The organism is Rhizobium sp. CCGE531 (assembly GCF_003627795.1).
Classification (GTDB): Bacteria; Pseudomonadota; Alphaproteobacteria; order Rhizobiales; family Rhizobiaceae; genus Rhizobium.
In genome coordinates this window covers 2506204-2524965 of sequence record NZ_CP032684.1, presented here as the reverse complement: position 1 = coordinate 2524965, position 18762 = coordinate 2506204, and the positions used below count along the sequence as shown (strand labels likewise).

Below are 18762 nucleotides of genomic sequence, written 5' to 3'. Positions count from 1 at the left end.
ATTGTGCACCATCGGATGAGGCGCGAAGTACGCAATCATTACCAAATTGTGAAAAGAGTTTTCCGCCTTGCGACGAATGGACTGCTTGCAATGGCAACTATAATTTGATCAAGGTGTTCTACTGTTTAGAGGCCGTTGGAACCACCATGTCGTTTTGGGAAAAATTGCTGAATGCTATCGGTAGCACGGCCGGCAATGCCCTGTCGGCGGTGGTCGAGGCTATTCGCACCGTCTTCGAAGGCGACCCGGAAACCCGGCGCAAAGTGGCGTTTTCCGTCGCCATTATCGCGCTTTCGGCCAAGATGGCGAAGGCCGATGGCGTGGTGACGGAAAACGAGATCAATGCGTTTCGCGAGATCTTCGAATTCCCTCCCGACCAGGCCAAGAACGTCGCACGCCTTTATAATCTGGCCCGTCAGGATGTGGCCGGCTACGAGGCCTATGCGGAGCGGCTGTCTTCGCTTTGCGAGACCTGCACGAAGAACTGCCCGGTGCTGGAAGACGTGCTGGACGGCCTGTTCCACATCGCCAAGGCCGATGGCTTGATCCATGAGAAGGAAATGGCCTTTCTTCAGCATGTCGCCGAGATCTTCCATATGAGCGAGGAGCGGTTCGAGCAGATCATGGCACGGCATGTGAGCGTCAGCGGCCGTGACCCCTACAAGGTGCTCGGCGTATCGCGGCAGGACGATTTTCCGACGATTCGCCGCCGCTATCATGGCCTCGTTTATGAGAACCATCCGGATCGCCTGATGTCGCGAGGGGTTCCGGAGGAGTTCCATGCCATCGCCAATGAGCGCATGGCAGCCCTGAATGCGGCTTATGCCGAGATCGAGAAAGAACGCCGCGCCGCATGAGTGCATTTAAGGCCGATTTCACTCGCGCCCATGTGCAGCCTTCGCCGAACCATGGCGAGCGGCGGGATGGGTGCCGGCCCGATATCATTCTTCTGCATTATACCGGCATGGGCACGGCCGAGGGCGCTCTCGATTGGCTCTGTCGCCCCGAGAGCCAGGTATCGAGCCACTATTTCGTTTTCGAGGACGGACGCATCGCGCAGCTCGTTCCGGAAGAGCGTCGAGCCTGGCATGCGGGCAAGAGCTCCTGGCATGGCGATACCGACATCAATTCACGGTCGATCGGCATCGAGATCGCCAATGCAGGCCACCCCGGCGGACTGCCTGAATTCCCCGATGCGCAGGTCGAAGCGGTCGTCGAACTGTGTCGCGATTGCGGCCAACGCTGGGCAATCGCGCCTGAACGCGTGCTCGGACACTCTGACGTGGCGCCGGTGCGAAAGGTGGATCCGGGCGAAAAATTCCCTTGGGCGGAGCTGGCTAAGGCAGGGGTGGGCCATTGGGTGGAACCGGCGCCGATCACCGGCGGCAGGTTCTTCCAGAAGGGCGATGTCGGCCAACCGATCGAGGCGCTGCAGTCCATGCTCTCGCTTTATGGCTACAGCACTGAAATAACGGGGGAATTCTCGGAGAAGCTGAAGGGGGATGTCGAAGCCTTTCAGCGCCATTTCCGCCAGGAGCGCGTGGACGGCATCGCCGATTTTTCCACGATCGATACGCTTCATCGTCTTCTATCCGCGCTGCCGCGCTATTCGTAGCCTCGTCGCTGTCGCCGGCTATGTTTATAGCCGGCTATTTATGGTAAAATGCGTAACTCCCTGCTACGCCACATCTTTTCCCTATTATCTCCGCATTGCATTGGTCTAACGGCGCTCGCTGAACGGCGGTCGCGCCGTCTGTGTTTGTGTGTCGCGCGACCGTAGACGACTAATGGGGACTGTGCATTCCGGCGGCTCTTTTTGCCTCCAGCCGGACGTGACGGCTTGTGCTGTCCGCGGTCCCGCCCCTGGAGACAAAAGACTACATGAAAAATTTGATTGTTGCGGCTGTGGCATGCGTGGGCGTGCTGCTGGCGGGATATGATTGCGCCTTTGCGGCCCAGCGCGGCGCAAAGCAGAAAACGGTTCCACTCAAGATCGTCAGCCGCACCACCGGCTTTCCGATGCCAAACGTTCCCGCCGAATTGCGTGACGCAGAAACCTCCTTCGCACGGCAAAATCGCTACTCCGCCCTGATTGCCAAATATGCCAAGCAGAACGGCGTGGCGGTGGAACTGGCGACCGCCGTCATCAAGATCGAAAGCAATTTCAATCCGAAAACCCGGGGCAGCGCAGGCGAGATCGGCCTGATGCAGATCAAGCCGGCAACCGCCCGGCTGATGGGATATGCCGGACAGGCCAAGGGGCTCTATGATCCCGAGACGAATATCAGGTTCGGCATGAAGTACCTGGCCATGGCCCAGAATCTCGGCGGCGGTCCGACCTGCAACACCATCCTCAAATACAATGCCGGCCACGGCGCCACGCGCATGAACCCGATCTCGAAGCGTTACTGCGGCAAGGTGCTGGCGCTGCTGGACTGACATCCGCGGAGCCAGGGATTACGGGTAGGGCGGAATCTCTTTCCATGCTATCGAACCGCTATTATTTGCGGGGATTATAGCATGGCAGCGGATTTCAGGTTCATCGTCGTCGGCCGGGGCATGATGGGGGCAGCCGCTGCCCGTCACCTGGCCAGGCAAACCGACGGCATTGCCGTCATCGGGCCGGATGAACCCGAAGATCGCGCCAGCCATCGGGGCGTCTTCGGCAGCCATTACGACGAAGGCCGCATCACGCGCACGATCGATCCCGATACGGATTGGGCCCGCCTTGCGAACCGTTCGATCGACCGCTACGCGGAAATCGAGCAGGAAAGCGGCATCCAGTTCTATGCGCCCGTCGGTTGCCTCGTCACCGGTCCGAAACGGGGAGGGGAAACCACTTATGTCGGCGATGTCGTCGAAGCGGCCGGTCGGCTCGGCGTTCAAACGGAAATCCTCGGCGACGCGGAGCTCAAGAAGAAGTTCCCCTTCTTCTCCTTCGCATCGGGAAGCGAAGGGGTCTTCGAACCGCGTGGGGCAGGTCATATCAGTCCGCGCCGGCTGGTGAAGGCGCAGTCGCTGCTGGCGGAAAAAGCCGGCGCGCGGGTCATCAAGCAGACGGCACTATCGATCCGCGACGAGGGTGGTCTCGCGATCGTCACGACCGCGGAGGGCGAGACTTTCAGCGCCGAAAAAATCCTGCTGGCCGCTGGCGGTTTCTCCATTGCGGAGAGTCTCTTGCCGCGACCTGTTGAGATGAAGGTTTATGGCCGCACGGTCACCTTCTTCGAGGTCGGCGAAGCGGAAGCCGAGGCGCTTTCCGGCATGCCCTCGTTGATATCCGTGACGCCTGATGATGTGGACAGCATCTACATGCTGCCGCCGATCCGTTATCCCGACGGCAGGCACTACATCAAGATCGGCGGCGATCCCGATGATCTTCAATTCGAGACCGAGGCGGAATTGCGTGCCTGGTTTCGCGCGGCCGGGCGCGACAAGGCCCGCGAACATCTGGTGCGGATCTTCCACGCGCTCGTTCCTGGCGTGCAGCGCCCTCCGGCTTTCACCAATTCCTGTGCCGTTTCCTATTCGCCATCAGGCTATCCCATGATCGGCTACACTTCGTCACCGCGTGTGGCGGTTCTGACCGGCGGTTGCGGCACGGCTGCCAAGAGTTCCGACGAAATCGGCCGGCTGGGGGCGGAGCTGCTGCTCGCAGATCGAATCAAGGATGAAGGCTACGGCACGGATTTCGCAGCGCATTTCCGCAATTGACATCCGTTCCTCACAATGCCGCATATTTCGGTGGCAATTGCGGGCGGTCTCGGTTAATGAGCCAGTGCCAGTTGGCTGGGCAGCCGCGCTTCATCAATGTCGAAAGGCGATGAGGTGAGGAAAGTCCGGGCTCCACGGAAACACGGTGCCGGATAACGTCCGGCGGGGGCAACCTCAGGGAAAGTGCCACAGAAAGCAAACCGCCCGGCTTTGTGCCGGGTAAGGGTGAAAGGGTGGGGTAAGAGCCCACCGCGTCTCTGGCAACAGCGACGGCACGGAAAACCCCACCGGGAGCAAAACCGAATAGGGATGACGCGGGGCGCGCAAGCGTTCCAGCCCGTTTCCGGGCCGGTCATCCGGGTGGGTTGCATGAGGCGTCGCGCAAGCGCCGTCCCAGATGAATGGCTGCCACGTTCCGGCCTCGGCCGGAGCCATACAGAACCCGGCTTACAGGCCAACTGGCAAATCATCGCGCTTGCAGGAAAGGCGTGTTTCCCGCTTTCCGCAAATAATTTCGGGAATGGCGGGATGCCTTGGATTTCCAAGGTTTGCGGCCCTGGCAGGCGGGGCGTTTCGCCTGTGAAAACAATCCGTTTCGGGACGTCGGCTGAGGTCGATCCTAACCTTTCGTTAAACTTAACGGCTTATGAATATTCGAGCTGATGCCATGCCAGACGTGGCTTCATCCCATTGACGCCCATATGGTCCCATGGTATCCCAAAAGAACACTGCATACGGGCAAACCAGTGCCCAATCATCGCAAGGCCGTGATTGCTTCCGTTCCGGAAGCGTCGAAGGAGCATCGGCTCTTTCGGCTTGCGAAGCTGTGTCCGATTTTGGCTGTGCCTGCGAGCGTGTAGCTGCCTGCGGGTCGTGGGGGACGGGTGTTTCGCGTCATGAACCGCTTCCTGTCAAACGCGACCAACCGGATCGATACCAAGGGGCGGGTTTCCGTGCCGGCGGCATTTCGTTCCGTGCTGGCCGAGCGCAATATCCAGGAGCTGTATTGCTTCCAGGATTTTGTATTTCCGGCGATCAGCGTCGGCGGTCTCGATCTGCTCGATCGGTTCGAGCGTCAGATTGCGGCGGACGATCCGTTTTCGCCGGCGGCAAATCAGATGTCGCTCCTCATTCATGGGGGCGGGGTCTTTGTGAAGCTCGACGCGGAAGGGCGGTTGATGGTCACGGATTTCATCCGCGACTTCACCGGCATTGCGGGCGAAGTGACCTTCGTCGGTCGGGCGGATCATTTTCAATTGTGGCGACCGGAGGTCTTCCTGGCCTTGCAGGCGCAGGCACGAGAGGAGCGCAGGCTGGCGGGCAGGCGCTCGGAATAGAGCGGGGAAACGGAATGGCGGCGAATTCAGGCGGAGGTTCTTCTGATGCCGATGGCGGACCAGTTCGCCACATTCCGGTTCTTCTTTCCGAGGTGCTCGAGGCGCTTGCCCCCGCGCCTGGCCGGATCATCCTTGATGGAACGTTCGGGGCGGGCGGCTATACGTCGGCCATCCTTGCCGCCGGCGCCGATGTGATCGCGCTTGATCGCGACCCGACGGCGATTGCGGCGGGGCAGGCGCTCGTTTCTACCCATGCCGGCCATCTCAATCTCATCCAGTCGCAGTTTTCGGAGCTGGCCGATCATGCGCCGGCGAGCGGCCTTGATGGTATCGTGCTCGATATCGGCGTTTCTTCCATGCAGATCGACGAGGCCGAGCGCGGTTTTTCTTTCAACAAGAACGGTCCGCTCGACATGCGCATGTCGGCAAGCGGCGTGTCGGCTGCCGATGTCGTCAATCGCGCCAAGCTCGCCGATCTCATTCGCATCTTTGTGTTTCTGGGCGAGGAAAAGCAGGCGCCGCGCATCGCGCATGCGATCGAGAAACGGCGTGCGGAGGCTCCTTTCGTGACCACTCGTGATTTGGCCGGTCTGATCGAGATCGTGACGCCGCGAAAGGCGAAGGACAAAATTCATCCGGCGACAAGGGTCTTCCAGGCCTTGCGCATTTTCGTCAACGACGAGCTCGGCGAGTTGGCCCAGGCACTGTTTGAAGCCGAGCGCGCCCTCAAGCCGGGCGGGCGCCTTGTCGTGGTGACCTTCCATTCGCTGGAAGACCGGATCGTCAAGAAATTCTTTGCCGATCGCTCAGGCCGTGCCGCCGGGTCGCGCCACATGCCGATAGTAAGTGAGCGGCCTGCCACCTTCGAGCCGGTCGGCAAGTCGATGATCTCCGCGAGCGATGCCGAGGCTGAAGCCAATCCGCGCGCTCGCTCGGCCAAGCTGCGTGCGGGGCTTCGCACCGCCGCGCCAGCCGAAGCTGCCGATCTTTCGATCTTCGATCTGCCCAATCTCGCCAGTCTCGGAAAGCTCGGAGGTTGAGATGCTAAAGACTTTTGACATCGTGCTGATCGGAGTCATGACGGCCATGGCCAGCGTGACCTATACGATCAAGCATCGTGCCGAGTTGAAGCTGGAGGAGGTTCGTCGTCTCGAATCCGAAATCAAGCTTGAGAAGGACACGATCGAGCTTCTGAAGGCGGACTGGGCGCTGGTCTCACAGCCGAACCGTCTTGAAAAGCTCGTCAACGCCTATAGTGGCGAGCTTCAGCTGCAACCGACGCTCTCGACCGCGATCGTTCAGCCGAGCGAGATGCCGATGCTGCGCTCGCAGCTTCCGCCGCCGACGGTGACGGCATCCAACGATCCGAAAAGCGGCAAACCCACCAAGGGCAATGCATCCGCAGCCTCCAAGAGCGGCGATACGACCGACGCGCAGATCAGGAAGGCCATTGCGGATGTGGCCGCCGCTCCCGCGCCACGGCCAAAGACACCCGTCGTGGCGAAGCGCAAGAAACCAGACATCGACAATATCGCAACGGGATCGGTGGACGAATAATGTCTTTTCTTTCTCGCATCATGGTCCTGAAGAGCAAGGCGCACTTCTCCACCGACGGCAACAATAGACCGAGCGACGGCTTTTCGCGCTCGACCTTCGAAGGTGCCCGCAAGCGCAAGGCCACCCAGGCCAAGAGCCGCGTCGTTCTGCTGGTGGCAAGTTTCATCGCGGTCTATTGCGTAGTCGGTGCTCGTCTTGCCCAGTTCGCCATGACGCCGCCGGATACGACGTCAAGCATTTTGCCGCCGGATCGCCTTATGGCGTCGCGGCCCGACATCGTCGATCGCAACGGCGCTCTTCTGGCAACGGACATCCGTACCGTCTCGCTGTTTGCCGAGCCGAACAAGATCATCGATCCGGATGAGGCCGTCGAGGAGCTGCACAAGGTCCTGCCGGATCTGGATGCCAAGTCCACCTATAAGAAGCTTTCGGCAAAGAGCTCCCATTTCGCCTGGCTGCGGCGGCAGCTGACGCCGAAACAGCAAAGCCAGATCCTGGCGCTCGGCATTCCCGGCATCGGCTTCCGCCCGGAGAAGCGCCGCTTCTATCCCGGCGGCTCGACCGCGGCTCATATTCTCGGCTACGTCAATATCGACAACCGCGGCGTTGCCGGCATGGAGAAATATATCGACGACCAGGGGCTCGCCGACCTCGCCGCCGCGGGCATGACCAACGACCAGCCGCTGCAACCGGTGAAACTGTCGATTGATCTGCGCGTGCAGGACATCGTCCATGATGCCGTCGTCAACGCCGTCAAGAATTTCCAGGCGAAGGGTGCCGGCGCGGCGGTGGTCAATGTCCGTACCGGCGAAGTGGTCGCCATGGCGTCCGCGCCCGATTTCGATCCGAACTACCCGAACGAAGGTGCTGCTGAAGGCTGGCTCAATCGCATGACGAACGGCACGTTCGAAATGGGATCGACCTTCAAGACCTTTACCATGGCGATGGCGCTCGATTCCGGCAAAGTCACGCTGCGTGACGCTTTCGACGCCACCAACCCGATTCGCATCGGCGGCTTTACCATTCACGACTTCCACGGCCAGCATCGCGTGCTGACCGTTCCGGAAATCTTCCAGTACTCGTCCAACGTCGGCACGGCGAAGATCGCCGATCTCGTCGGCATCGACGCGCACAAGGAATTCCTCACCCGCATCGGCCTGCTCTCCAAGATGCAGACCGAATTGCCTGAGGTGAAAATGCCGACGCAACCACGCGTGTGGAAGAAGATCAATTCGATCACGATCTCCTTTGGTCACGGTGTTTCGACGACGCCGTTGCAGACGGCCGTCGCTGGCGCGGCGCTTGTCAACGGCGGCAAGCTGATCGAGCCGACCTTCCTGCCCCGGACCCGCGAGCAGGCGGATGAGATCGCCAAGCTCGTCGTCAAGAAAAGCACCAGCGACGACGTGCGCTTCCTCCTCGATTTCAACGGTTCGAAGGGATCTGGCCGCGCTGCCCGCGTGCCGGGCTACGACGTCGGCAGCAAGACCGGCACGGCCGACAAGGTGGTCAACGGCCGTTACTCCCACACGCTGAACTTCAACACCTTCATGGCCGCTTTCCCGATCGATAATCCGCAATACATCATCATGACCTTCTGCGACGAGCCGAAGACCGGTGAGCATGGCGGCACGATCTCGGCCTACACCGCGGCGCCGATCGCCCGCGACATCATCGCCCGGGCGGCACCGATCCTCGGCATTCAGCCAAGTTTTGGAAACGGCAACTCGGCCTTGCTGGTGTCTTATTAAGCGTGAAAGAATACACACGTCGATTCGCGAGGGGCGGACTGATCGAAAAGGCGAAAAGTACATTCGATGAACTTGCGGGAAATTGCCGGAAATACGTTTTCGGAACTCAACACACAGATTGGCGGGACGCTTGGCGATCTTGAGATAATCGGGATTTCTGCCGACAGCCGGAAGGTGTCGCCCGGCGTGGCATTTGTCGCCGTGGCTGGCACGAAGGCTGATGGAGCGAGTTTCATCGCAGATGCCGTTTCTCGCGGAGCGTCGGTTGTCGTCGCGGGCCATGGGGCCGATGCCGGCGGCGTGCCCGTGCTCTCGGTTTCCGAGCCGCGTCGGTTTCTTGCCGTCTCCGCTTCGCGCTTCTACGGACGGCAGCCGGAAACGATGGTGGCGGTGACTGGTACCGCCGGCAAGACCTCGGTTGCTTCCTTCACGCGCCAGATCTGGGCCCATGCCGGTCATCCGGCCGCCATGATCGGCACGACCGGCGTCGTATCGCCGACCCGCAACGAATATGGCGCTCTGACGACACCTGATCCGGTATCGCTGCACAAGCTGCTGGCCGAGCTCGCCGAGGAAGGCGTGACCCATGCAGCCATGGAAGCCTCCAGCCATGGTCTCGATCAATTCCGGCTTGATGGTGTGAGGCTTGCTGCCGCCGCTTTCACCAATCTCGGCCGTGACCACATGGATTATCATCCGACGGTTGAGGACTATATGGCCGCCAAGATGCGGCTGTTCCGGGATTTGCTGCCGAAGGGCTCGCCGGCCGTCATTTTTGCTGACGATGCCTGGTCCCCTCAGGCGATTGCCGCTGCCCGCGATGCGGGACAGGACGTGCGCACCGTCGGCCGCAAGGGCGATTTCCTGACGTTGAAGCGCGTCGAGCATTTTCGCCACAAGCAGATCGCCGAGGTGCATGTCGGCGACGATATCTTCGAAGTCCATATCCCGTTGGCTGGGGATTTCCAGATCGCCAATGCGCTTGTCGCCGCCGGCCTTGCCATCTCGACGGGCGTCGCGGCGCCGATCGCCATGGCGGCATTGGAAAAGCTTGTCGGTGCATCCGGTCGCCTGGAGCTTGTCGGTCACACGCATGATGGCGCGCTTGCCTATGTTGACTATGCCCACAAGCCGGATGCGCTCGAAAATGTCCTGAATTCGGTGCGGCCGTTCACGACGGGCCGCGTCATTGTCGTCTTCGGTTGCGGCGGCGATCGTGATCGCGGCAAGCGGCCGATCATGGGTGAGATTGCCTGCCGTCTCGCCGATGTCGTCGTCGTCACCGACGACAATCCACGATCCGAGAATCCGGCAACGATCCGTGCCGAAATCATGACGGCTGCCGCCTGCGCGACGGAGATCGGCGATCGTGCCGAAGCGATCCGCAAGGCGGTCGGCCTGCTGAAATCCGGCGACACGCTGATCGTCGCCGGCAAGGGGCATGAGGAAGGTCAGACGATCGGCGGCGTCACGCTGCCGTTCTCGGACCATGCCGAATTGCGCAAAGCATTGGAGGATTTGAAGTTTTGAGCTGGTTATGGACAACTGATGATATGATCACCGCAATCTCCGGCCGCTCCTTCGGAGGACTGCCAGAGGGCATTACGGGCATTTCCATAGACAGTCGTTCCATTCAGCCCGGCGAGGCTTTTTTTGCAATCAAGGGCGATCGCGTCGACGGCCATGACTATGCCAATCTGGCAATGGCGAATGGCGCGGCTTTCATCGTGATCAGCGAGGGGCGTCTGCCGGCAATGGGCAGGCTGACCGTACCGAAGATCGTGGTGGACGATGTGCTGGCGGCACTTGCACGGCTCGGTGTCGCCGCCCGTCAGCGTACGCAGGCCAAGATCATCGCCGTTACAGGTTCGGTCGGCAAGACCACCACGAAGGAAATGCTCCGGCGCGCACTGACACCCTCGGGCAAGGTGCACGCCTCGGTCGCCTCGTTCAACAATCATTGGGGTGTCCCGCTTACTCTGGCGCGCATGCCTGAAGATACGGATTTTGGTATTTTCGAAGTCGGCATGAACCATCCCGGGGAAATTCGTCCGCTGGTCAAGATGGTGCAGCCGCATGTGGCGATCATCACCACGATCGCGCCGGCTCATCTCGGCAATTTCAACAGCATCAGCGAGATCGCTGCCGCCAAGGCCGAGATTTTTGACGGTGTCGTGCCGGGCGGTCACGCCATTCTCAACCACGATAACGATCAGTTCGAGATGCTGGAACATGCGGCGCTGACGGCCGGCATCGAGCATGTGCACAGCTTCGGCCAGCATGCCAAGGCCGATGTGCGCCTTGCGGAATTCAATGCCTCGGAAGAAAATTCGACGCTTTGGCTGACGATCGGCGGCGAGACCATCGAAGTGGCGCTCGGCGCACCGGGCCGCCATATCGCCGAAAATGCGCTTGCCGTGCTCGGCGCCGTCATGCTCGTGGAGGCCGATCTCGACGAGGCTGTCGATGCCCTGGCGGACCTGCAGCCGGAAAAGGGCCGGGGACAGCGCCACAAGCGGGCGATCGGCAACGGTCACTTCACGCTGATCGACGAGAGCTATAACGCCAATCCCGCATCCATGCGCGCGGCCATCGAACTGCTGGCGACGACCTCGCCGCATGCGGGGCTGGGTGGACGGCTGGGCAGGCGGATCGCCGTTCTCGGCGATATGTTGGAAATGGGGGACTATGCCCAGCGCGTGCATGCCAATCTTGCCGGACCGCTGCTGGCGGCCGGTATCGAGCATGTCTGGCTGGCCGGTCCGGAGATGGCGGCTTTAAGGGATGAGCTGCCGGAAAGTGTTCATGTCGAATACCGCGAGACGACGGAGGAGCTCTCGGAATTCGCGCTCAATTCAGTCGCCCCCGGCGACGTCTTGATGGTGAAATCGTCGCTGGGAATGGGGTTTGGAAAGATCGTGGCGGGCTTGCTTGACAAGTTCCCCGCATTTTCCGACACGGGCCTCCACACCCATCAGGGGCTTTAGAAAGGGCTCTTATGCTGATCTGGCTTGCCGACCTGTCGGACCATATTCATTTCTTCAATACTCATTTCAGATTCCTCAATCTGTTCAGATACATCACGTTCCGTACCGGCGGTGCCCTGTTCACGTCCGCGTTGATCGTCTTCCTCTTCGGGCCGCGAATCATCTCCTCCCTGCGCGTGCGTCAGGGCAAGGGGCAGCCGATCCGCGCCGATGGTCCGCAGACGCATTTCAAGAAGGCCGGCACTCCGACGATGGGCGGGCTGATGATCCTGGCCGGCATCGTCGTCTCATCGCTGCTTTGGGCCGATCTTGCCAATGTCTATGTGGTTGCCACGCTGCTCGTGACGCTCGGCTTCGGGGCGATCGGCTTCTATGACGACTATCTCAAGGTTACCAAGCAGAGCGACAAGGGCTTTTCCGGTCGCGCGCGCCTCGGCATCGAGTTCGTCATCGCCGCTATTGCCGTCTATTTCATGATGACGACCGCGCTGTCCTCCGGCCCGGCCGGCTCGACCTTCGGCTCGTCTGTCGCCTTCCCCTTCTTCAAGAGCCTGCTGCTCAATCTCGGCATGTTCTTCGTATTCTTCGGTGCCTTCGTCATCGTTGCCGCCGGCAATGCCGTCAACCTGACTGATGGCCTCGACGGGCTTGCCATCGTGCCGGTCATGATCGCGGCGGCCTCCTTCGGTGTCATCTCCTATCTGGCCGGCAATTTCGTCTTCGCCGACTATTTGGCGATCAATTTCGTGCCCGGCACGGGCGAATTGGCCGTGGTGCTCGGCGCGGTTATCGGGGCGGGTCTTGGCTTCCTCTGGTTCAATGCGCCGCCGGCCGCTATCTTCATGGGCGATACCGGTTCTCTGGCGCTCGGCGGCATGATCGGCTCGGTCGCCGTCGCCACCAAGCACGAGATCGTCATGGCGATCATCGGTGGTCTTTTCGTGCTGGAAGCGCTTTCCGTCATCATCCAGGTCGGCTTTTTCAAGATGACCAAGCGCCGTGTCTTCCTGATGGCGCCGATCCATCACCATTTCGAAAAGAAGGGCTGGACCGAGAGCCAGGTCGTCGTGCGCTTCTGGATCGTTGCTGTCATCCTGGCGATGGTCGGCCTGTCCACCCTGAAGCTGCGGTGAGGCACCGATGATCCCCGTCACCACGCTGAAAGGAAAGAAGGTCGCTCTCTTCGGCCTCGGCGGCTCGGGTTTCGCCACGGCGCGTGCGCTCGTCGCCGGCGGCGCCGAGGTCACGGCCTGGGACGACAATCCAGACAGCGTGGCGAAGGCGGCAGCGGAGGGGATAGCGGTTGCCGATCTCAGGACGATCGACTGGAACAGCCTGTCGGTCTTCGTGCTGTCGCCCGGCGTGCCGCTGACGCATCCGAAGCCCCATTGGACGGTCGATCTCGCTCATGCCGCCGGCGTGGAGGCCATCGGCGACGTCGAGCTTTTCGTGCGAGAACGGCGTGCACACGCCCCGGATTGCCCGTTCATCGCCATTACCGGCACGAACGGCAAATCGACGACGACGGCGCTGATCGCCCACATTCTGCAATCGAGTGGGCGCGACACGCAGCTTGGCGGCAATATCGGTACGGCCGTGCTGACCCTCGATCCACCGAAAGCTGGCCGTTTCTATGTGGTCGAATGCTCTTCCTACCAGATCGATCTGGCGCCGACGCTCAATCCTTCCGCCGGCATTCTGCTGAACCTGACGCCCGATCATCTCGATCGGCACGGCACGATGCAGCACTATGCCGATATCAAGGAGCGGTTGGTCGCTGGCAGCGACGTTGCTATCGTCGGCATCGACGACAGTCATTCTTCCTTGATCGCCGATCGCATCGAAAGGGCGGGCGGCAAGGTGATGCGGATTTCGCGCCGGCATGCATTGCCGGATGGCCTCTATGCGGAGGGCAGCCGCATCATGCGGGCATCGAGCGGTGCAGCAAGCGAGATTGCCGATCTCGACGGCATCCAGACCTTGCGCGGCGGCCATAACGCACAGAACGCCGCGGCGGCAATCGCCGCGTGCCTTGCCGTCGGCGTTTCGGCCGATGAAATTCGGGCTGGATTGAGATCCTTCCCCGGCCTCAAGCATCGCATGCAGCCCGTCGGAAGACGCGGCCGGGTGGTCTTCGTCAACGATTCCAAGGCGACCAACGCGGATGCGGCGGCGCCTGCGCTTTCGAGCTATGACAACATCTACTGGATTGCCGGTGGCCTGCCGAAAGAGGGTGGGATCACGACCCTTGCGCCGCTCTTCCCGCGCATAGCCAAGGCCTATCTGATCGGCGAGGCGGCGCCGGCTTTTGCCGCAACGCTCGGCGAGCGGGTGCCCTATGAAATTTCCGGGACGCTGGAGCGGGCCGTTGCGCATGCGGCAGCCGATGCAAACGAGGACGACCATGCGTCCGTGGCGGTGATGCTGTCACCGGCTTGCGCAAGTTTCGATCAGTATAAGAATTTCGAGGTCAGGGGTGACGCCTTCGTCAGCCATGTGGCTGCGATCGAGGGCGTCACCATGCTGATCGGTTCAGCAGCTGGAGGCAAATGATATGGTAAGCCGCGTTGAACGTGGGGCCTTGGCCGAGTGGTTCTGGACCATCGACCGCGTGTTTCTCGCCCTTTTCATCCTCTTGATCGGCATCGGTTTCATGCTTTCCTTCGCGGCGTCGCCAGCGGTGGCGGAGCGCATCGGGCTTGAGCCGTTCCACTTCGTCAAACGCCACGCCCTGTTCCTTGTCCCGGCGATCGCAGCGATGATCGGCATCTCCTTCATGACGCCCCGTCAGGTGCGGCGGACGGCGGTCATCCTGCTGATCGTCGCGCTGGCGATGATGCTTTTCGCGCTCTTCTTCGGCATCGAGGTCAAGGGATCACGGCGCTGGGTCAATATCGCGGCGCTGTCGATTCAGCCGTCCGAATTCATGAAGCCGGCCTTCGTCGTCGTCTGCGCCTGGCTGTTCTCCGAACATGCGCGGCAGCCGGAAATTCCGGGCAATCTCTTCGCCATTATCCTGTTCGGCATCGTCGTCGCATTGCTCGTGGCTCAGCCGGACCTTGGCCAGACCATCCTGACGACCGCTGTTTGGGGTGGCATGTTCTTCATGGCAGGCATGCCCTGGCTGTGGATCATCGTGCTCGGCGGCCTTGGCGCCGGCGGTTTCGTCGCGGCCTACTACGTCTTCGACCACGTCGCGCAACGCGTGAACAAGTTCATGACGGGCGAGGGCGACACGTTCCAGGTCGATACCGCCAAGGAAGCGATCATTCATGGCAACTGGTTCGGCGTCGGTCCTGGCGAAGGCATCGTCAAGCGCATCATTCCGGACGCGCATACGGACTTCATCTTCTCGGTGGCTGCCGAAGAATTCGGTGTCATTTTCTGCATGGTGCTTGTCCTCATCTTTGCCGTTCTGGTGCTGCGCGGCCTGTCGCACGCCTATAAGGAAAAGAACGATTTCAATCGTTTCGCCGTTGCCGGCCTCGTGCTGCAGATCGGCATTCAGTCGATCATCAATATCGGCGTGAACCTGCAGCTCCTGCCGGCCAAGGGCATGACGCTGCCGCTGATCTCCTACGGCGGCTCGTCGATGACCGCGATCTGCGTGACGGCGGGCTTCATCCTGGCGCTGACGCGTCACAGGCCGGAAAAGCGTGCGCAGGATCGCACCCTGTTCCGCGTGACGCACGGATTGCCGGCGGAGTGAGCATCTTGGGACTATCTGCCATTTGCTCTCGATATCTCCCGCCTGCCTCTCATTCTGCGTTCGCTTTTCAGGAAGCGGCGGTCTATGAGGGGGGCTTGGCCCGCGTCGATGACGTGGCCGTGGCGGCTTCCTATATTAGGGAGATGCCCCGAGTAGTGGGGTGTTCGCGGGAGCGAAAATTATGAGTAAAGGCATTGTCCTTCTTGCCGCCGGCGGTACCGGCGGTCACGTATTTCCGGCCGAGGCGCTGGCCTATAAACTGAAGGAGCGCGGCTATTCCGTGCACCTCGTCACCGACAGCCGCGCCGAACGCTACGCCGGCAAGTTTCCGGCCGAAGAGATCCACGTCGTGCCCTCGGCGACGATCGGTTCGAAAAACCCGCTGAAGGTTGCGCGCTCGCTTTGGACGCTGTGGACGGGTATGCGCGCAGCCCGCAAGCTGATCCAGAGACTGAAACCCGTCTGCGTCGTCGGCTTCGGCGGCTATCCGACGGTTCCGCCGCTTCTCGCCGCCACGCGCATGGGCGTGCCCTCCATGCTGCATGAGCAGAACGCCGTCATGGGCCGCGCCAACAAGATGCTGGCGACGCGCGTTCGCGCGATTGCGGGCGGCTTCCTCACCGATAACGGCACATTTGCGGAGAAGACGATAACGACGGGAAACCCCGTGCGCCCGGCCGTCATCGAGGCGGCGAAGCGTCCCTATGTACCGTCGGGGCCGGACGATCCGTTCAATCTGGTCGTCTTCGGCGGCAGCCAGGGCGCGCAGTATTTCTCGAAGGCCGTGCCCACGGCAATCAGCCTGCTTGAGGAGCCGCTGCGCAAGCGCCTGCGGATCACGCAGCAAGTGCGCCCCGAGGATATGGAGACGGTCAACAGCTGCACGAGAAAGCTGGAAATGGGCGCCGATGTCGCGCCGTTCTTCACCGATATGGCCGAGCGCATCGGTGCCGCGCATCTGGTTCTATGCCGCTCCGGAGCCTCGACCGTATCGGAGCTTGCCGTCATCGGCCGCCCGGCGATCCTCGTGCCTTATCCGCATGCGCTCGATCACGATCAGGCGGCCAATGCGGCCGCGCTGGCGGCAACAGGCGGCGTCAAAGTCATCGTGCAGTCGGAACTGACGCCGGAGAAACTTTCCACTATCCTGCGCGGCTCCATGACCATGCCGGAAAAGCTCGCAAAAATGGCCGCCGCCTCCAAGCAGGCGGGGAAGCCGGATGCGGCAAACTTGCTTGCCGACATGGTTGAGGCTATTGCCGCGGGACGTTCAATTCAGCAATTCAAGGGGGCAGGCGCATGAAGCTGCCGAAGGCCATCGGCCTTGTGCATTTTATCGGTATAGGCGGTATCGGAATGAGCGGCATTGCCGAGGTGTTGCATAACCTCGGCCATCGCGTTCAGGGTTCCGATCAATCGGAAAGCGCCAATGTGCAGCGGCTGCGCGACAAGGGCATTCCGGTCCATATCGGCCACAAGGCGGAAAACCTCGGCGATGCCGAAGTCGTTGTTGTCTCGACCGCCATCAAGAAGAGCAATCCCGAGCTCGCCGCCGCGCGCGAAAAGCTGCTGCCGGTCGTGCGCCGCGCCGAAATGCTGGCCGAATTGATGCGCTTCCGCAGCGCTATCGCCATCGGCGGCACGCACGGAAAGACCACGACGACGTCTCTCGTGGCGACGCTTCTGGAAGCCGGCGGTCTTGATCCCACAGTCATCAACGGCGGCATCATCAATGCCTATGGCACGAATGCGCGCATGGGCGCCGGCGAATGGATGGTGGTCGAGGCCGACGAATCGGACGGCACCTTCCTGAAGCTGCCGGCCGATGTCGCCGTCGTCACGAATATCGATCCGGAGCATCTCGATCACTACGGCAATTTCGATGCCGTGCGGGCCGCCTTCCGGCAGTTCGTCGAGAATGTGCCGTTCTATGGCTTCGGCGTCCTGTGCATCGACCATCCTGAAGTGCAGTCGCTGGTGGGGCGCATCGAGGACCGAAAGGTCATCACCTATGGCGAAAACCCGCAGGCGGACGTGCGTTTCTCGAATGTGCGCATCGATGGCACGCGCTCGCTGTTCGATATCGAAATCCGCAGGCGCCGTACGGGCAAGGTGATCCAGATCAAGGATCTCGTCATGCCGATGCCGGGTCGTCACAATATCTCCAACGCGACGGCGGCCGTTGCCGTTGCCAACCGGCTTGGCATTTCCAGCGAGGCGATCGCCAAGGGGCTGGCATCCTTCGGCGGCGTCAAGCGTCGCTTCACGCTGACCGGCGAATGGAACGGCATCAAGGTCTTCGACGACTACGGTCATCACCCCGTCGAGATCAAGGCTGTGCTGAAGGCCGCGCGCGAAGCCTGCAACGGCCGCGTCATCGCGATCCACCAGCCGCATCGCTATACGCGCCTGTCGAGCCTTTTCGAGGAATTCGCAGCCTGCTTCAACGATGCAGACAGCATCTTCCTTGCGCCCGTCTATGCGGCCGGCGAGGATCCCATCGAAGGTGTGGATTCACAGACACTGGTTTCGCGCATCAAGGCTAACGGCCATCGCGATGCACGCTACCTGCCATCGCAGGAAGATCTTGCCGCCATGGTTGCAGAGATTGCGCGACCGGGTGATTTTGTGGTTTTGTTGGGCGCTGGCAATATCACATATTGGGCAGCATCATTGCCAAAGGAATTGGAAGGCCTCTCGGGTAAGTCCGCATGAAACAGGTAAATGGGGAAAAGCTTCTGGCGTCGCTCGGCGACGGTGTAAAGGACATCAGGGGCCGGCTGACGCCGGACGCGCCGATGGATCGCGTTACGTGGTTCCGCGCCGGCGGGCTGGCGGAACTGATGTTCCAGCCGCATGACACGGACGATCTCGTCGCCTTCCTGAAGATATTGCCGGAAGACGTGCCACTGACGGTCGTCGGCGTGGGCTCGAACATATTGGTGCGCGACGGCGGCATTCCAGGCGTCGTCCTCAGGCTTTCGGCCAAGGGCTTCGGCTCCGTCGAGCTTGCCGGCGAAAACCGTATCCTGGCCGGCGCCATTTGCCCCGACAAGCATGTCGCGGCCATGGCGATGGACAACAGCATCGGCGGCTTCCATTTCTTCTACGGCATTCCCGGCAGCATCGGCGGTGCCGCGCGGATGAATGCCGGCGCCAACGGCGCCGAAACGCGCGAGCGGGTCGTCGAAGTCCATGCCGTCGACCGCAAGGGCGACAAGCTTGTGCTCGGCAATGCCGAGATGGGCTACAGCTACCGGCATTCGGATGCGTCCGAAGATCTGATCTTCACGCACGTCCTTTTCGAGGGCTATGCGGAAGATCGCGCCAAGATCCGCGCCGAGATGGATGCCGTGCGCGCCCATCGCGAAACCGTGCAGCCGATTCGGGAAAAGACCGGCGGTTCGACCTTCAAGAACCCGGAAGATCTTTCCGCCTGGAAGCTGATCGATGAGGCGGGTTGCCGCGGTCTCGTCATCGGCGGTGCGCAAATGTCGTCGCTGCATTGCAACTTCATGATCAACATGGAGCAGGCGACGGGCTACGACCTGGAATATCTCGGCGAGCAGGTGCGCCGCGAGGTTTTCGAGAACTCCGGCGTCAAGCTGGAATGGGAAATCAAGCGCCTTGGACACTTCATGCCCGGCCGGGAAGTTCGTCCTTTCCAGGGCGTCACGACCGAGTAGGCTTGCGCTATCATCGGCTCG

The 18762-nt window shown here is 61.2% G+C and carries 16 protein-coding genes and 1 other RNA gene; all 17 read left to right on the top strand.

Translation table 11 applies throughout. The features are described 5' to 3' along the window. Positions 1-146: 146 nt before the first annotated feature. Positions 147-857, top strand: coding sequence for a DnaJ family molecular chaperone (locus tag CCGE531_RS12295; protein ID WP_120664413.1), 711 nt, complete (start codon positions 147-149; stop codon positions 855-857). Then, positions 854-1615, top strand: a complete 762-nt coding sequence (locus CCGE531_RS12290; protein ID WP_120664412.1) for an N-acetylmuramoyl-L-alanine amidase — start codon at positions 854-856, stop codon at positions 1613-1615. The genes CCGE531_RS12295 and CCGE531_RS12290 overlap by 4 nt, the downstream gene beginning before the upstream one ends. A 266-nt stretch (positions 1616-1881) precedes the next feature. Next, positions 1882-2439: a transglycosylase SLT domain-containing protein gene (locus CCGE531_RS12285; RefSeq protein ID WP_120664411.1), complete on the top strand. Its 558-nt coding sequence runs from the start codon at positions 1882-1884 to the stop codon at positions 2437-2439. 81 nt (positions 2440-2520) lie between these two features. Then, a complete protein-coding gene (locus CCGE531_RS12280; protein ID WP_120664410.1) occupies positions 2521-3714 on the top strand; it encodes an FAD-dependent oxidoreductase in 1194 nt (397 codons plus the stop codon). Between the two features lie 67 nt (positions 3715-3781). Continuing rightward, positions 3782-4180, top strand: an RNA gene (gene rnpB / locus CCGE531_RS12275) — RNase P RNA component class A. Between the two features lie 430 nt (positions 4181-4610). Continuing rightward, complete coding sequence (gene mraZ / locus CCGE531_RS12270; RefSeq protein ID WP_120666767.1) at positions 4611-5051, top strand: division/cell wall cluster transcriptional repressor MraZ; 441 nt, start codon at positions 4611-4613, stop codon at positions 5049-5051. Between the two features lie 14 nt (positions 5052-5065). Further along, positions 5066-6091: a 16S rRNA (cytosine(1402)-N(4))-methyltransferase RsmH gene (rsmH, locus tag CCGE531_RS12265; protein ID WP_120664409.1), complete on the top strand. Its 1026-nt coding sequence runs from the start codon at positions 5066-5068 to the stop codon at positions 6089-6091. Position 6092: 1 nt separating this feature from the next. Then, a complete protein-coding gene (locus CCGE531_RS12260; protein ID WP_120664408.1) occupies positions 6093-6608 on the top strand; it encodes a hypothetical protein in 516 nt (171 codons plus the stop codon). Then, positions 6608-8359, top strand: a complete 1752-nt coding sequence (locus CCGE531_RS12255; RefSeq protein WP_120664407.1) for a penicillin-binding protein 2 — start codon at positions 6608-6610, stop codon at positions 8357-8359. Before CCGE531_RS12260 ends, CCGE531_RS12255 begins: the two co-directional genes overlap by 1 nt. 66 nt (positions 8360-8425) lie before the next feature. Continuing rightward, positions 8426-9889 (top strand): UDP-N-acetylmuramoyl-L-alanyl-D-glutamate--2,6-diaminopimelate ligase, encoded by a 1464-nt coding sequence (locus tag CCGE531_RS12250; RefSeq protein ID WP_120664406.1) that lies wholly within the window; start codon positions 8426-8428, stop codon positions 9887-9889. Beyond that, a complete protein-coding gene (locus tag CCGE531_RS12245) occupies positions 9886-11346 on the top strand; it encodes a UDP-N-acetylmuramoylalanyl-D-glutamyl-2,6-diaminopimelate--D-alanyl-D-alanine ligase (protein WP_120664405.1) in 1461 nt (486 codons plus the stop codon). The genes CCGE531_RS12250 and CCGE531_RS12245 overlap by 4 nt, the downstream gene beginning before the upstream one ends. An 11-nt stretch (positions 11347-11357) precedes the next feature. Then, on the top strand, positions 11358-12479 hold the full coding sequence (mraY, locus tag CCGE531_RS12240; RefSeq protein WP_120664404.1) for a phospho-N-acetylmuramoyl-pentapeptide-transferase: 1122 nt from the start codon (positions 11358-11360) through the stop codon (positions 12477-12479). A gap of 7 nt (positions 12480-12486) precedes the next feature. Beyond that, positions 12487-13899: a UDP-N-acetylmuramoyl-L-alanine--D-glutamate ligase gene (gene murD, locus CCGE531_RS12235; RefSeq protein WP_120664403.1), complete on the top strand. Its 1413-nt coding sequence runs from the start codon at positions 12487-12489 to the stop codon at positions 13897-13899. 1 nt (position 13900) lies between these two features. After that, positions 13901-15055 carry a putative lipid II flippase FtsW gene (ftsW, locus tag CCGE531_RS12230; protein WP_120664402.1) on the top strand — a complete coding sequence of 385 codons (1155 nt, stop codon included), beginning with the start codon at positions 13901-13903 and terminating at the stop codon, positions 15053-15055. A 181-nt stretch (positions 15056-15236) separates the two neighbouring features. Further along, on the top strand, positions 15237-16358 hold the full coding sequence (gene murG, locus CCGE531_RS12225) for an undecaprenyldiphospho-muramoylpentapeptide beta-N-acetylglucosaminyltransferase (RefSeq protein ID WP_120664401.1): 1122 nt from the start codon (positions 15237-15239) through the stop codon (positions 16356-16358). Further along, positions 16355-17770: a UDP-N-acetylmuramate--L-alanine ligase gene (gene murC / locus CCGE531_RS12220; RefSeq protein ID WP_120664400.1), complete on the top strand. Its 1416-nt coding sequence runs from the start codon at positions 16355-16357 to the stop codon at positions 17768-17770. Before murG ends, murC begins: the two co-directional genes overlap by 4 nt. Continuing rightward, positions 17767-18741 carry a UDP-N-acetylmuramate dehydrogenase gene (murB, locus tag CCGE531_RS12215; RefSeq protein ID WP_120664399.1) on the top strand — a complete coding sequence of 325 codons (975 nt, stop codon included), beginning with the start codon at positions 17767-17769 and terminating at the stop codon, positions 18739-18741. The genes murC and murB overlap by 4 nt, the downstream gene beginning before the upstream one ends. Positions 18742-18762 lie beyond the last annotated feature (21 nt).

Coding starts and splice junctions, on each gene's coding strand:
- CCGE531_RS12295 (WP_120664413.1), top strand. CDS start 147: ATGTCGTTTTGGGAAAAATTGCTGAATGCTATCGGTAGCACGGCCGGC.
- CCGE531_RS12290 (WP_120664412.1), top strand. CDS start 854: ATGAGTGCATTTAAGGCCGATTTCACTCGCGCCCATGTGCAGCCTTCG.
- CCGE531_RS12285 (WP_120664411.1), top strand. CDS start 1,882: ATGAAAAATTTGATTGTTGCGGCTGTGGCATGCGTGGGCGTGCTGCTG.
- CCGE531_RS12280 (WP_120664410.1), top strand. CDS start 2,521: ATGGCAGCGGATTTCAGGTTCATCGTCGTCGGCCGGGGCATGATGGGG.
- mraZ (WP_120666767.1), top strand. CDS start 4,611: ATGAACCGCTTCCTGTCAAACGCGACCAACCGGATCGATACCAAGGGG.
- rsmH (WP_120664409.1), top strand. CDS start 5,066: ATGGCGGCGAATTCAGGCGGAGGTTCTTCTGATGCCGATGGCGGACCA.
- CCGE531_RS12260 (WP_120664408.1), top strand. CDS start 6,093: ATGCTAAAGACTTTTGACATCGTGCTGATCGGAGTCATGACGGCCATG.
- CCGE531_RS12255 (WP_120664407.1), top strand. CDS start 6,608: ATGTCTTTTCTTTCTCGCATCATGGTCCTGAAGAGCAAGGCGCACTTC.
- CCGE531_RS12250 (WP_120664406.1), top strand. CDS start 8,426: ATGAACTTGCGGGAAATTGCCGGAAATACGTTTTCGGAACTCAACACA.
- mraY (WP_120664404.1), top strand. CDS start 11,358: ATGCTGATCTGGCTTGCCGACCTGTCGGACCATATTCATTTCTTCAAT.
- murD (WP_120664403.1), top strand. CDS start 12,487: ATGATCCCCGTCACCACGCTGAAAGGAAAGAAGGTCGCTCTCTTCGGC.
- ftsW (WP_120664402.1), top strand. CDS start 13,901: ATGGTAAGCCGCGTTGAACGTGGGGCCTTGGCCGAGTGGTTCTGGACC.
- murG (WP_120664401.1), top strand. CDS start 15,237: ATGAGTAAAGGCATTGTCCTTCTTGCCGCCGGCGGTACCGGCGGTCAC.
- murC (WP_120664400.1), top strand. CDS start 16,355: ATGAAGCTGCCGAAGGCCATCGGCCTTGTGCATTTTATCGGTATAGGC.
- murB (WP_120664399.1), top strand. CDS start 17,767: ATGAAACAGGTAAATGGGGAAAAGCTTCTGGCGTCGCTCGGCGACGGT.